Below are 14,639 nucleotides of genomic sequence, written 5' to 3'. Positions count from 1 at the left end.
AATCTAGCGAAAAATGTTAGTGCGAGTCAAATAAAGTAAACCAAGTTTGCATTTATCGTGCTGGCACGAAAAACGCACACTTGGTCGAGTTAAAAGGTTGAATTGTTGAAAATTTATTACAGAATATCGATCACTCGAAGCAATATTGGCGCATTGCCTTGGCTAAGATATCTATGGTCGGGTCAATAAAATCAAAGCTTAAGAACTCATCTGGCTGGTGAGCTTGGTCTATTGAGCCAGGGCCGAGCACCAAGGTTGGGCACAGCTGCTGCAAAAATGGTGCTTCAGTACAATAGTTAACCGTTTCTGATGGGGTTTCACACAATGTTTCCATTCCACCAACAAATGGGTGTTTATGATCGCACTCATAGCCAGGAATTGGTTCGTGTAGCGCGGTAATGGTTAAGCGCCCCGGCCATTTCGCTTCCACTTCTTTGAGTGCATCACGCAATAGGTTGTCCAAACCATCCAAGCTGATACCCGGCAGCGGTCTGACATCGTAATGCAGCTCACAGCAGCCGCAAATCCGGTTAGCGCTGTCACCGCCATGAATATGACCAAGGTTGAGGGTAGGGCTGGGGATAGCGAAACCAGGGTGGTGATACTCTTTCACTAGCTTGTCGCGCAGTTTCATCATTGCGTACAACACTTCATGCATGATTTCGATGGCGTTAACGCCCAATGCTGGGTCTGAAGAGTGACCCGATTTACCCGTCACTCGAATCGCATTGGCCACATGACCTTTATGACCACGAATAGGCACTAGGCTGGTGGGCTCGCCAATAATGCAGTAATCCGGTTTGAACGGTGCGTTGTCGGTAAAGTGTCTTGCGCCCAGCATAGTGGTTTCTTCATCACAGGTTGCCAACACGTAAAGTGGTTTGGTTTGCTTGCTCCAGTCGATTTTCTTGACAGCTTCGTAGATAAACGCGAAGAAGCCTTTCATATCTGCAGTACCCAAGCCGTAGAAGCGGTTGTTAGCTTCGGTCAGATCATGCGGGTTGAAACTCCAACGACCTTCATCAAATGGCACGGTATCACTGTGACCTGCCAATAGTAGACCGCCTTCGCCTTGTCCCTTCTTGGCAATCATATTGAACTTGTTCGGTTCAACTTCGATAACCTCAACCTCAAAACCTAGGTCTTTCATCCAAGTCGCCAGCTTCTCAATAACTTTCTCGTTGCCATGATCCCAGCTTGGGTCCGTGGAGCTAATCGAAGGTGTGCCGATAAGGCCTTTGTAGACCTCTAAAAAACTAGGTAATTGCATATTATCTTCGCTTCTACTGTTGACAGATTAATCTTAAGACTGTAAAACACATATTAAATCATAATTAATGAATAAAAAATCAATTAATGGCATTTTTTCTATATTTATAATCATTAATTGCAAGATTCACTAACAACGTTAAATCGACTTACTTACGGAATCAGAGTCATGCTAAAAACCACTATTATTGGCGCATCAGGATACACAGGAGCAGAACTGGCTCTCATGGTGACCAAACACCCAGAGCTCACGCTATCAGGTTTGTACGTGTCCGCCAATAGTGTCGATGCTGGCAAACCGATTTCTCAGTTGCATGGCAAGTTGGCAGGCTTAGTTGAAATGCCCGTGCAGCCGCTGGTCGATGTGCAAAAAGCAGCGAGCGAGTGTGACATTGTGTTTTTGGCAACAGCCCACGAGGTGAGCCACGATTTGGCGCCGGTGTTTTTGGCACAAGGTTGCCAAGTGTTTGACCTATCAGGCGCTTACCGCGTGAAAGCCGATGACTTTTATACCACCTTCTACGGCTTTGAACATCAGCACGAAAACTGGTTGGACAAGGCGGTGTATGGTCTTGCCGAGTGGAACGCAAAAGAGATTGAAAGCGCGCAGCTCGTGGCAGTACCAGGTTGTTACCCAACCGCTTCACAGTTGGCAATCAAACCGCTGCTAGAAGCTGGTCTTGTTGATAGCACTATGTGGCCAGTTATCAATGCAACGAGTGGTGTCTCTGGCGCAGGACGTAAAGCGTCGATGACCAACAGCTTTTGCGAGGTCAGCCTTCAGCCTTATGGGATTTTTAATCACAGACACCAACCAGAGATTGCAACGCATTTGGGTTGTGATGTGATTTTTACTCCGCATTTAGGCAATTTTAAGCGTGGCATCTTGGCGACCATCACCATGAAGCTCAGCGATGGTGTGACTGCGGAGCAGGTTGCATCAGCATTTGCCACGGCTTACGAAGGCAAACCGGGCGTACGCGTCAAAGGGGAAACTATCCCAAGAATTCAAGATGTTGAGAACACCCCGTTCTGCGATATCGGTTATAAGGTTCAAGGCCAACACATCATCGTGGTGTCGGCGATTGATAACCTGCTAAAAGGTGCATCGAGTCAAGCGATGCAGTGTTTGAACATCAAAAATCAGTTTGCACAGCTAACCGCGTTGGTTTAGTCGAGGAGAGCAGCATGAGTCAGCAAAATACATCATTAGTGATCAAGTTGGGCGGCGCGGCACTGTCGTGCTCAGATACGCTTGGACAACTATTTAAGGCTATTTCTGATTACAGCCAGCAAGCACAGCGAAGCATCGTGATTGTTCACGGTGGCGGTTATCTAGTAGACGACCTAATGAAGAAGCTCGACATTCCTACCGTTAAGAAGCAAGGTTTGCGCGTGACACCTTATGATCAAATTCCTTTGATTGCGGGCGCGCTAGCGGGCACTGCAAATAAGTTGCTACAAGGCGATGCGATCAAAGCGGGTCTTAAAGCGGTAGGTTTGAGCCTTGCTGACGGCGGCCTTTGTGAAGTGACTGAGCTAGATCCAGAGCTTGGCGCCGTAGGTGATGCTAAGCCAGGTAACCCAGCGGTTCTACAAGCGATTCTAGCTGCAGGTGCACTGCCAATCATTAGCTCAATCGGACTTGATAGCCAAGGTCAGCTGATGAACGTTAATGCCGACCAAGCGGCAGTGGCAGTGGCTGGCGCATTGGATGCCGAATTAGTATTGCTATCTGATGTGAGCGGCGTGCTGGATGGCAAAGGTCATCTGCTACCAAGCCTGACTAAGCAAGAAGCGGATGCGCTGATTGAAGGCAAAGTGATTACCGATGGCATGATTGTTAAGGTACAAGCCGCACTGGAAGCGGCCAATGACCTAGGTCGCCCAATTGAAGTGGCGACATGGCGATACCCAGAAAAATTAGTCGAATTGTTTGCAGGTCAGAGTATCGGCACACAGTTCGTCCCAAACTGAATTATCAAAAAGTAAACCAAATTTAAGATTAACGAATTTAAAGTGAAGTAACCCCGAGAAGCTGACCGCCAAAATCAGGCTCGGACAAGGAGAGAGACATGAGTAAACCATCTGTAAAAAAAGTTGTTGTTGCCTACTCTGGCGGTCTAGATACGTCAGTGATCATCCCATGGCTAAAAGAGAACTACGACTGTGAAGTTGTAGCATTCGTTGCTGATGTAGGCCAGGGCGAAGAAGAGCTTGTGGGCATCGAAGAAAAAGCGAAAGCATCAGGCGCTTCTGAATGCTACATCGCGGACCTGAAAGAAGAAATGGTTGCTGACTACATTTTCCCAACGCTAAAAACGGGTGCGTACTACGAAGGTAAATACCTGCTAGGTACCTCAATGGCGCGTCCGATTATTGCTAAGGCTCAAGTAGAAGTAGCGCGTAAAGTGGGTGCTGATGCACTGTGTCACGGCTGTACAGGTAAAGGTAATGACCAAGTGCGTTTTGAGGGTGCGTTTGCAGCCCTAGCCCCAGACCTAACAGTGATTGCACCTTGGCGTGAGTGGGATCTCGTGAGCCGTGAAGAGTGTCTGGATTACCTAGCGGAGCGCAACATCCCTTGCAGCGCATCACTAACTAAGATCTATTCACGTGATGCAAACGCATGGCACATCTCAACGGAAGGCGGCGTACTAGAAGATACATGGAATGCGCCAAACGATGATTGCTGGGCATGGACAGTGGATCCTGAGCAAGCACCTGATCAAGCAGAATACGTGACGCTAGAAGTCGCAAAAGGCGAAGTAGTTGCCGTTGACGGTGAGAAAATGACGCCATACAACGCTCTAGTTTACCTAAACGAGAAAGGCGTGAAGCACGGTGTAGGTCGTATCGACATCGTTGAAAACCGTTTGGTCGGTATGAAGTCTCGTGGCTGTTACGAAACTCCAGGGGGCACCATCATGATGGAAGCACTGCGTGCAGTTGAGCAGCTAGTGTTAGACAAAACATCATTTGAGTTCCGTGAAGAGCTAGGCGTGAAAGCCTCACACCTTGTTTATGATGGTCGTTGGTTCACACCTCTTTGTAAGTCTATCTTGGCGGCGTCTGAAGAGCTGGCACAAGACGTGAACGGCGAAGTTGTGGTTAAGCTATACAAAGGTCAAGCGATTGTGACTCAGAAACGCAGCGTAAACAGCCTTTACTCAGAAGAGTTCGCAACGTTTGGTGAAGATGAAGTGTACGACCAAAGCCACGCTGAAGGCTTCATCCGCCTTTACTCGCTATCAAGCCGTATCAGAGCATTGAACGAAGCGAAGAAAAAGTAGCGTTGGTTGACTGTTTTTAACGTTAAATAAAAAGGAGCCCTCAGTTGTGTCGACCAACTGAGGGCTTCTTATTTAGAATTACCTAATAGTACAACAACTAGTTACTTTGCTGTGTTTCTACATACTGGTAGGCAATACTGATGTTTTCCCCTTCATTGGGGATAGCTGATCCGGTAAACACTATTGATTTTGATAGTGGGTAATACTGCCAACCGTCGGTCGAGTCTCTATCGACAGAAACGCCAGCAACTTTGACCGCGATAGATGAAGAGAGTATTTGCTTCGTTTTAGCTTGGGTCAGTTCGTAACCTGCACTTGATGCCCCAGCATTTTGAGCCATCGTTTCAACAAATGAACCATATTCATCGGTTACATTGATGTTGAGTGTTTTACCTAATGTTCTAGTAGCGAGATCATCATACTGGCTGTACGATGCATCGTTAGGGTTTACAATAGAATACACGCGATAACCCTTATCAACGAAAATGTTACCGTCTACATCAAACTTCCCATTGATCGATGTTGGATATTGGCTCGGCTCATCACTCATAATGACCACGGACAATGACGCCCCCGCCCTTGGGTAGCCAGCGGCTTCAACTGTCCCACCGGGTAGTAACGCCTTCTCAGAGTAATAAATCCCTCTTTCGGTAGCACTACCCCATGTGCCAGGTTTGAAGTCTTGGGCTATTTGCGCAATATCATTGGTGAAACCTTCGCCGCGTAACTCATCAGTATCCGTAGTGATTGTACCTACCATGAAATCGACACTGGCGTTTAGCATTGTGTCAGTAAAGGCTTTGGTTAGGTCACTAATGGCTTGTTGCTCATCAGACATGCTTCCTGAGTTATCGATAACAAACAAGAAATCTGCTTTGGACACTGTCTGATTCACAGCAGTAAAGCTATCGTTCTGCAATAAGAGTTTTGCCTGTTTCGATGAGGTAATGCTTTCTGATGTAGTCGACACTATAAGGTCCGAATACAGAGTTGCTTTGTCTTTTGCTACTAGTGTTGACGTAAGGACCGCCCCACCCGATTCAGGAGCGTAGCTTAATGTGATGTCTAGCTGATATTCTTTTGCTGCGATCTCTGTTGCAGCCGGAACAAGGGCACTAGCGGTACCGCCGACTTTGTCGATAGCAGTCTGTTGGATCAGCGTTTGAAGCAATGCTGTTAGTGTTTCTTCGGTGCCTAGTGTGATTTTGTATGATGCATTGATATCACCATTTTCAAGAATAGTTTGTGAGGTTTGCACTAACGGAGACCAGCCTGAGAGCTGAGTAGCAAACGCGCTCATCATTGACTGCAGCACGACTTCTGTACTTAATCCCTTATCCAGTGTTGTCCTCTCCGCTACGAAGCCAGCAAGCTGAGTGTCTTCAGGTGTCGGTATCCCCCCAGACATGGCGGCTGCGCTAGTTGGTTGAGGTTTGGCATAGATAATACTGCCGTAAACATCGCCGGTTAGTTGACTGGTGTTGTATCCCTCAGGAAGGAAAACCTGCTTAGTATTTAAAGACACTGCCTGGGTTGGAGCTGGGGCATCAGCAACAGTAATTTGAACATCTTTATGCTGGACAACGCTCTGTCCCTGTTCGTTAGTTGTATTGATCTCAAGTGTGTAAGTTTCTGTTCCGGAGAGGTCACCAGTCGTAATTGATAGAATATTCGGTGCATTAACATCTTGTGGCGTCAATACATTACCTCGACTGTCTTTCCATACAAGAGTGTCATTATCGGTCATATTGGACACTGTAGCTGTTAATGTCGTAGTTGAACCTGTAGCCACAATCGCAGGGTTGGCTGTAATAGCGTTGATTACTGGACTAGGTGCGAAGTCAGCACCTAAGCTACATAAGATTTCGTTTTCTAAAACTTCGCTATTATCGAGTAGTCCATTGTTGTTTTGGTCGATGCCTACGAGGACTTGTTGGCCTCCAGCGGAGCATCGATTGTCGTCTTTTGAAATAAGAACGGTCGAAACAAGAGCTTGATCAAATATTTCATCGCCTTCGTCTGAAGTCTCGCCGGTACCATCATTGCATATTGTTTTGTTTGAAACGTATTCACTTTCCTCTAACGTTCCATTTTCATTTTCGTCGTAACCAGCTAGAACTTTTAGGCCACCAAAGGCACATTCTGCACTATCCAGCTCGAGCTTTTCCACTAGCACGACGGCATCTTTTGGTTCAGGGGCTCCTGCATTTGGTGCGCCATCCGAAGCGTCATCACCACAGCCCGTAATTAAGAGCGTCGCTATTGCACTAGCCAAAAGCGTTTTGTTATATGTTTTTGTAGTATTCATTCTGATTTCCCTATTATTTGAATTAGCAACCAGTAGTTATAAAATCGGAACCGATATCACCAATTAAAGTTGCAGTGCGTTATGATGCACATCGATTGTTGAGTGTTCTATAGAGAAATTAATAACGTGTGATGTATATCTTGAATTGTTCAATTTGTTGATAACATTGCATTTTATTTATGAATGATTTGGGTTGTATTGAATTGCTTGCTGATTGTTTTAGAGATGAAGATTATTTTCTACCGATGGTCGTGAGAGGGATAGAAAGAACACATGAACAACCTTATGAATATTTATGTAAAAAATGTGAATCTTTACTTTATTTTTAATTCGGTTTGTCGTACCTTGAACCCTATCAACAAAGACACTGAGTTGCATTCAATTCACTCAGCGAGAATAGCGGTTTATTCTTACAATAAGTAACCACAGAAGCAGCGACGCAGACTGAGCAGTTAGGAGAGACACGATGGCATTATGGGGCGGAAGATTTACCCAAGCAGCAGATACGAGATTCAAAGACTTTAATGATTCATTGCGCTTTGATTACCGACTTGCTGAGCAAGACATTGTTGGCTCAATTGCTTGGTCAAAGGCGTTGGTTTCGGTCGGCGTTCTGACTGAAGATGAACAGCAGAAGCTAGAGCTAGCACTGAACGAGCTTAAACTCGAAGTGATGGAAAATCCAAAGCAGATCCTAAGTTCGGATGCGGAAGATATCCACAGCTGGGTTGAGCAACAACTGATTGGCAAAGTGGGCGACCTAGGTAAGAAGCTGCACACTGGCCGTTCTCGTAACGACCAAGTGGCGACTGACCTGAAACTTTGGTGTCGTCAGCAAGGTCAGCAACTTTTGCTGGGTCTCGACAGACTGCAATCGCAAATGGTTGAGGTTGCAAGAGCACATCAAGATACTGTTCTTCCGGGTTATACCCACCTGCAGCGTGCTCAGCCTGTGACGTTTGCTCACTGGTGCTTAGCGTACGTTGAGATGTTTGAGCGTGATTACTCTCGTTTGGATGACGCCATTAAGCGTTTAGATACCTGCCCACTGGGTTCAGGTGCACTAGCGGGTACGGCTTACCCAATGGATCGTGAGCAGCTTGCTCATAACCTAGGTTTCAGAAGAGCAACTCGTAACAGCTTGGACTCGGTATCCGATCGTGACCATGTGATGGAGCTGATGTCTATCGCCTCTATCTCCATGCTGCACCTATCGCGTCTGGCTGAAGATATGATCTTCTACAACTCAGGTGAGTCTAACTTTATTGAACTTGCGGATACCGTGACGTCTGGCTCTTCTCTGATGCCTCAGAAAAAGAACCCAGATGCTCTAGAGCTTATCCGTGGTAAAACCGGTCGTGTTTACGGCTCGCTAGCTGGCATGATGATGACAGTAAAAGCTCTGCCACTTGCGTACAACAAAGATATGCAAGAAGACAAAGAAGGGCTATTTGATGCACTCGACACTTGGAGCGACTGCATGGAAATGGCCGCGCTGTGTTTCGATGGTATCAAGGTAAACGGCGAGCGTACGCTCGAAGCGGCGAAGCAAGGTTATGCAAACTCTACCGAGCTTGCAGATTACCTAGTTGCTAAAGGTATTCCATTCCGTGAAGCGCACCATATCGTAGGTGTTGCGGTAGTCAGTGCGATTGCCAAAGGCTGCGCACTCGAAGAGCTCTCCATTGAAGAGCTGAAAGAATTCTCGCCAGTGATTGAGAACGATGTTTATGACATCCTGACCATTGAGAGCTGCCTAGAAAAGCGTAATGCCCTTGGTGGTGTAGCGCCGCAGCAAGTTGCTTACGCGGTAGACCAAGCAGAGAAACGTCTCACTGCACGTGATAACTCGGCGGTGAAAGTGCGCTCTGCTCGCCTGACGGATATCGATGCGCTAGAGAGCATGGTCGCTTACTGGGCGAACCTGGGTGAAAACCTACCTCGTAGCCGCAATGAACTGGTGCGTGATATTGGCTCGTTCGCCGTCGCAGAACATCATGGTGAGGTTACCGGTTGTGCGTCGCTCTATGTGTATGACTCAGGACTGGCTGAGATCCGCTCTCTAGGTGTTGAAGCGGGCTGGCAAGGTCAAGGGCAGGGCACAGCGATTGTTCAGCACTTGGTAGAGAAAGCACGTAAGATGGCGATTAAGAAAGTGTTCGTTCTGACTCGTACGCCAGAGTTCTTTATGAAGCACGACTTCATCCCAACATCGAAGACGCTGCTGCCTGAGAAAGTTCTGAAGGACTGTGACCAATGTCCACGACAGCACGCTTGTGATGAGGTAGCGTTGGAAGTGAACTTGGTAGAGCAAATTATTGCCAAGATGAACGTTGCTTAACTTATTGAAAAATAGGCAAGTAAAGAAAAGATCGGAAAAATTTTAAAAAAAGATCATTTTTCTGGGAACAAACAAGAAAAGGCACGGTCTATTAAAGTACCACTGCTTTTTCTTAGAAGAATCTAAGAAGGCCCCGAGTCAAGGTTGACTACGGGGCTTTTTTCTTTTTAGTGCTTTTCAAAGCTCTCTCCCTTTCAATCTAAACCTCTCATTTTCGAACAATCTAAACATTTGCTTTTACCAGTAGCAGAGAAAAACTGCGGTTCGCCAAGCATGTCACAATGTTCGCGTGTTGCTTGCGCTTGGTATCCGATAGAATAGGCCTCCCTGTTTCAGCCCTATCGTTCGGATAGCCTAAAAAAGAGCAATAACATTATGATTGAACGCCTTCATACTAAAGAGCGCATGAGCCGCATCGTTAAGCACAATGGCACTATCTACCTTTGTGGTCAGGTGTGTGCAGATGCTACTAAAGACATTACTGAACAGACGCAAACCATGCTCGATAAGGTCGAGGCTCTGCTACTTGAAGCGGGCAGCGACAAAGAGCACATGCTGTCTGCGACCATCTATCTTAAAGACATGCAAGATTTCCAAGCAATGAACGCGGTATGGGACGCATGGGTACCCGCAGGCCATGCGCCAGCACGCGCTTGTGTGACTGGAGATATGGCTCGTGAAGCACTGCTGGTGGAGATCTCTGTGATTGCTGCTGAGATTGCGAGCTAGCCATAAGTTTGCAGAAAAACAAAAAATGCGAGCCCATTTGGCTCGCATTTTTTTATGGGTAGGAAGATTAACCTAGGTAAGCTTCTAGCTCTTCGCTGCCACCAATGTGCTTACCACCGATAAATACCTGAGGTACGGTCGTACGGCCGCTTACTGCTCGTAGAGTCACAGTAGTCGCGTCTTTACCCAGTACGATTTCTTCATACTGAAGGTTGTGGTCAATCAGGTTTTGCTTCGCTTTCATGCAGAATGGGCAACCTGGCTTAGAGAATATAGTGATTGACTCTTGAGTCTTATAGCTTGGCGCGATGTAGTTCAGCATCGTATCTGCATCTGATACCTTGAACGGGTCGCCTGGCTCGTTTGGCTCGATAAACATCTTCTCTACCACGCCGTTTTTCACCAGCATGCTGTAGCGCCACGAACGTTTGCCAAAGCCAAGGTCGTTTTTCTCAACCAGCATACCCATGCCATCGGTGAAGTCGCCGTTACCATCAGGAATGAAGGTGATGTTTTCTGCCTCTTGATCTGATTTCCACGCATTCATAACGAAGGTGTCGTTGACTGATACACATAGGATTTCATCGACACCGTGGTCCTTGAACACAGGAAATAGCTCGTTGTAGCGCGGCAAGTGGCTTGATGAACATGTCGGCGTGAAAGCACCTGGTAGGCTGAACACAATCACGGTCTTGTCTTTAAACAGCTCATCTGTTGTCACGTTGACCCACGCATCACCCTGACGAGTTGGGAATGTCACTTGAGGTACTGCTTGGCCTTCTTTAGATGCAAACATACTTATGTCCTTCTGGATAATTAAATTCTTGTGAGTCTAGCGTTGCTAACAGAGAGTAGCGTCTATCGCTTTGTTTCGTTGGGACCATTATCAAAAAAATGGTTTGATAGTTCTAATCGTTTATTGTTATGGTATCGATAGTCAATTTCTATCGGAGTAAGCGATGAACATTCGTGATTTTGAATACCTAGTGGCACTGGCTGAGCACAAGCACTTCCGTAAAGCCGCAGAGGCATGCTTTGTGAGTCAGCCAACACTGAGTGGTCAGATCCGTAAACTGGAAGATGAGATAGGTACCTCTTTGTTGGAGCGTAGCAGTCGTCGCGTGTTGTTTACCGATGCAGGCTTGCAATTGGTTGAGCAAGCAAAGCGTGTGCTTAAAGAAGTCAAAACGTTTCGCGAGATGGCTGCGGGTCAAAGTGGCGAGATGATGGGCCCTATGCATATCGGGTTTATTCCGACGGTGGGACCTTACCTTTTGCCGCGCATTGTACCTCAGCTTAAAGAGTCGTTTCCTGATCTTGAGCTATTCCTGCATGAGGCTCAAACGCATCAATTGGTCAGACAGCTTGAAGAGGGTAAGCTTGATTGCCTAGTTCTCGCCTCTGTGCCAGAGACCGCACCGTTTAAAGAGATTGAAGTCTTTAACGAGCCAATGAGCATTGCCGTGCCATGCGACCATGCTTGGGCGAAGCGCGACCATGTAGAAATGGATGAATTGAAAGGGCAAACCGTGCTGTCACTGGGTGATGGACATTGCCTAAGAGACCAAGCGCTAGGTTTCTGTTTTGCTGCTGGCGCGAGAGATGACGAGCGATTTAAAGCAACCAGCCTAGAGACGTTGCGTAACATGGTGGCCGCTGGAGCAGGCATCACTTTGCTGCCTGAACTGTCTCTTCCGAAAGAGAAAGAAAAAGATGGTGTGTGCTATGTGACTGCTGTGAATCCGACGCCGTCTCGTAGTATTGTGTTGGCTTACAGACCTGGCTCACCGCTGCGTGCACGTTTTGAGAAGTTGGCAGAGTCGATTAGCAGTTATCTTGGCGAGTAGCGCTGAAATTTAGATGTTAAAAAAGGGGCTTAGCGCCCCTTTTTTACTTGTTAAGTCCAATCTAGAACAGACTCTCACCGCCAGACTCATCATTTGAGTACAAGGTATCCGTGAGACTCTCCTGTACGTACTCTTTTGGCTCGGTGCCAATCTTGAAGTATTCAAACATGGTCGAACCATCGGTCTTGTTAGTGAGAAGGCCAGAATCACGGTCGATACGCACGCGAGTGATGTCATTCGGCACTTGTCTTGCGACCACTTCATGACCCTCGAGCGCCATACCCATAAAGTCTACCCATGCAGGCTGAGCGGTTTTCGCCCCAGCTTCGGCACCAGTGATCTGATCTTTACCTAAGTTAGGGTTCGCCGTTGTACGTCCAAGCTTTCTCTGATGGTCATCAAAACCAACCCACGCGGTCGCAACGATACCCGGACCATAGCCGTTGTACCAAGCGTCTTTCGAGTCGTTTGTGGTACCCGTTTTACCGCCCACATCACGACGCTTAAGTTTTTGAGCACGCCAGCCAGTACCATTCCAACCAGTGCCTTCACGCCAGTTGCCGCCGCCCCAAACGTTGCTGTAGAGCATTTCACGCGTCAGGAACGCCGTTTGTTCTGAGATAACCTTCGGTGCATAGCGCGGTTCGTTGGTTTCAGTCAGGTCTTCTTCGTTAAACTGAGCCATATCCAGTGGTTCGATTTCAGACGCATTAGTGGCTTCTTCAATGCTTGGTGCTGCTTCATCGGTAGTCTCTGTAGCGAACTCAGGAGCCTGCATATCCGGACAGTTTTGATGACAAACGACTTTTGGATTGGCTTCAAATTCAACCTTACCAAATGGGTCTTCTACCTTGCTGATGTAGAACGGCTCTACATAGTAGCCACCGTTAGCAAACACAGAGAAACCTTGTGCCATTTGAACCGGCGTCAAGCTACCAGCACCCAGTGCAATGGTCTCAGAGCGAGGAAGCTTAGACTTATCAAAACCGAATCGAGTCAGATAATCACGAGTCTCATCCAGACCGACTTCACGCAGCACACGAACCGCCATGACGTTCTTAGACTGTGCCAGACCGATGCGAAGACGCGTTGGGCCTGTGTACGTCGGTGGCGAGTTTTTAGGGCGCCAAGCGGTGCCAGCACTCTTATCCCACTTGTTGATTGGAGCATCGTTAACCAAGCTCGCCAGCGTCATGCCTTTATCTAGTGCAGCTGCATAGATAAACGGCTTGATACTAGAACCTACCTGTCTAACAGATTGCGTTGCACGGTTAAACTTACTGTGCACGAAGTTAAAACCGCCCACGAGCGATAGCACCGCACCGTTCTCGGGATTAATGGCAACGAAGGCCGTGTTTGCATTTGGTACTTGGCTTAAACGCCACGTGATGGCGATCGGCTCGGCAACTTGATCGTCTTCAGTCTGCGCCTCTTTTTCTTCTGGAGACACATCTGGCGTGATATCAAGATCAGCGGCACGCACCCAAACCTGTTCACCAACCGCAACCACGTCGCTCGGTGCTTTCGGTGCTGCACCTTGGCGATCATCGGTTCGGAACTTACGCGCCCAGTTCATGTTCTCCCAGCTGATGGTCTGCTCACCATAGCTCTTCACATAAACCGTCGCGGATTGGTCTGCAACGCCAGTCACAACCGCTGGGCGAAGCTCGCCATAGGTAGGCTCACGTCTCAGGTGCTTAGCAATCTCTTCGTTGGTCATGGCTGTTTGACCCGCCTTCCACAGTACTTTTTCAGCGCCGCGGTAACCGTGTCGCTCGTCGTAGTCTAGAAGGTTTTTAATCGCAGCTACGTGACCCGCTTTTTGCAGCTTCGAGTCAATGGTGGTGGTGATGCGCATGCCTGATTCGTAGGCTTCTTCACCATAACGACTCACCATCCAAGCGCGCGCAATCTCTGCGACATAAGGAGCGCTTAGCTCGATCTCTGCGCCATGGTATTGAGAAATAATTGGCTCAGCACGCGCCTCATCAAACTCAGCCTGCGTGATGTATTTTTCAGACAGCATACGTGATAGCACCACGTTACGGCGCTGAGTAGCACGCTCCACAGAGTAGATAGGGTTCATGGTTGATGGTGCTTTAGGAAGACCTGCAAGTACCGCAATCTCACTTAGCGTGAGCTGATCAAGGTTACGACCGAAATACGCCTGTGCTGCTGCGCCAAAACCGTATGAGCGGTAGCCCAAGAAGATCTTGTTAACGTACAGCTCCATGATCTCTTGCTTTGTAAGCAACTGCTCAATGTGAACGGCGATAAAGATCTCTTTCACTTTACGCATGATCTTCTTCTCATTAGATAAGAAGAAGTTACGAGCTAGCTGCTGCGTGATGGTACTCGCACCCTGTGAGGCACTACCTGACGCGATAACGGCGACCGCAGCACGGGTAATACCGATAGGGTCGAAACCAAAGTGGTCGTAGTAGCGGCTGTCTTCCGTCGCAATGAGGGCGTCGATTAGATCTTGTGGGATCTCGTCGTAAGATATTGGGATTCTGCGCTTTTCGCCAAATTGTGCGATCAGCTTCCCATCTTGGCTAAACACCTGCATTGGTGTCTGGAGTTGGACATCTTTTAAGGTCGCGACGTCAGGCAATTCTGGTTTTACGTAGTAGTAAAACCCAAAAATTGTTCCGACTCCAAAGAGTATGCAAATCAATGCAAAAACCAACAGTCTCTTTATGAACTTCACCGAGATTTCCCTGATTAATTAAGGTTACGAGTAGGTAATTACTTGTAGGCTAGGACAAAAATATACCTATAGGGTTAATTAACGCTTATTTGAGCGTCAATCTCAACCTTTTCGCGTTGTTTATGTATTTGTTGAGGTTATT

The 14,639-nt window shown here is 47.5% G+C and carries 10 protein-coding genes; 6 read left to right on the top strand and 4 right to left on the bottom strand.

What is annotated here, in order from left to right:
• Positions 1–130 precede the first annotated feature (130 nt).
• Positions 131–1,270, bottom strand: coding sequence for an acetylornithine deacetylase (gene argE, locus J4N45_RS17230; protein WP_252012686.1), 1,140 nt, complete (start codon positions 1,268–1,270; stop codon positions 131–133).
• Between the two features lie 168 nt (positions 1,271–1,438).
• Here argE and argC point away from each other — a divergent pair, with 168 nt between their 5' ends.
• From argC to J4N45_RS17215, 3 genes are all read left to right on the top strand, one after another.
• On the top strand, positions 1,439–2,443 hold the full coding sequence (argC, locus tag J4N45_RS17225; RefSeq protein ID WP_252012684.1) for an N-acetyl-gamma-glutamyl-phosphate reductase: 1,005 nt from the start codon (positions 1,439–1,441) through the stop codon (positions 2,441–2,443).
• A 14-nt stretch (positions 2,444–2,457) separates the two neighbouring features.
• Positions 2,458–3,246, top strand: a complete 789-nt coding sequence (gene argB, locus J4N45_RS17220; protein WP_252012683.1) for an acetylglutamate kinase — start codon at positions 2,458–2,460, stop codon at positions 3,244–3,246.
• Between the two features lie 98 nt (positions 3,247–3,344).
• Positions 3,345–4,562 carry an argininosuccinate synthase gene (locus tag J4N45_RS17215; RefSeq protein WP_252012680.1) on the top strand — a complete coding sequence of 406 codons (1,218 nt, stop codon included), beginning with the start codon at positions 3,345–3,347 and terminating at the stop codon, positions 4,560–4,562.
• A gap of 97 nt (positions 4,563–4,659) precedes the next feature.
• Here the strand turns inward: J4N45_RS17215 and J4N45_RS17210 are convergent, their stop codons facing one another.
• Positions 4,660–6,870 (bottom strand): DUF7151 family protein, encoded by a 2,211-nt coding sequence (locus tag J4N45_RS17210; protein ID WP_252012679.1) that lies wholly within the window; start codon positions 6,868–6,870, stop codon positions 4,660–4,662.
• Positions 6,871–7,336: 466 nt separating this feature from the next.
• On the opposite strand from J4N45_RS17210, the gene argH reads away from it, so the two are divergent.
• Together argH and J4N45_RS17200 are read left to right on the top strand one after the other, a co-directional pair.
• Positions 7,337–9,211 carry an argininosuccinate lyase gene (gene argH, locus J4N45_RS17205; protein WP_252012678.1) on the top strand — a complete coding sequence of 625 codons (1,875 nt, stop codon included), beginning with the start codon at positions 7,337–7,339 and terminating at the stop codon, positions 9,209–9,211.
• A gap of 375 nt (positions 9,212–9,586) precedes the next feature.
• The gene (locus tag J4N45_RS17200; RefSeq protein WP_042477174.1) at positions 9,587–9,940 is read left to right on the top strand and encodes a RidA family protein; all 354 of its coding nucleotides are present in this window, start codon (positions 9,587–9,589) and stop codon (positions 9,938–9,940) included.
• Positions 9,941–10,007: 67 nt separating this feature from the next.
• Here the strand turns inward: J4N45_RS17200 and J4N45_RS17195 are convergent, their stop codons facing one another.
• Positions 10,008–10,736 (bottom strand): glutathione peroxidase, encoded by a 729-nt coding sequence (locus tag J4N45_RS17195; protein ID WP_252012677.1) that lies wholly within the window; start codon positions 10,734–10,736, stop codon positions 10,008–10,010.
• Positions 10,737–10,899: 163 nt separating this feature from the next.
• On the opposite strand from J4N45_RS17195, the gene oxyR reads away from it, so the two are divergent.
• Positions 10,900–11,787 (top strand): DNA-binding transcriptional regulator OxyR, encoded by an 888-nt coding sequence (oxyR, locus tag J4N45_RS17190; protein ID WP_252012676.1) that lies wholly within the window; start codon positions 10,900–10,902, stop codon positions 11,785–11,787.
• A 61-nt stretch (positions 11,788–11,848) separates the two neighbouring features.
• Here the strand turns inward: oxyR and J4N45_RS17185 are convergent, their stop codons facing one another.
• Positions 11,849–14,497 (bottom strand): penicillin-binding protein 1A, encoded by a 2,649-nt coding sequence (locus J4N45_RS17185; RefSeq protein WP_252012674.1) that lies wholly within the window; start codon positions 14,495–14,497, stop codon positions 11,849–11,851.
• Positions 14,498–14,639 lie beyond the last annotated feature (142 nt).

The organism is Vibrio sp. SCSIO 43140 (assembly GCF_023716585.1).
GTDB lineage: Bacteria > Pseudomonadota > Gammaproteobacteria > Enterobacterales > Vibrionaceae > Vibrio > Vibrio maritimus_B.
Note: the sequence above shows the minus strand (reverse complement) of the source record. Positions and strands in the feature narration are given on the sequence as shown.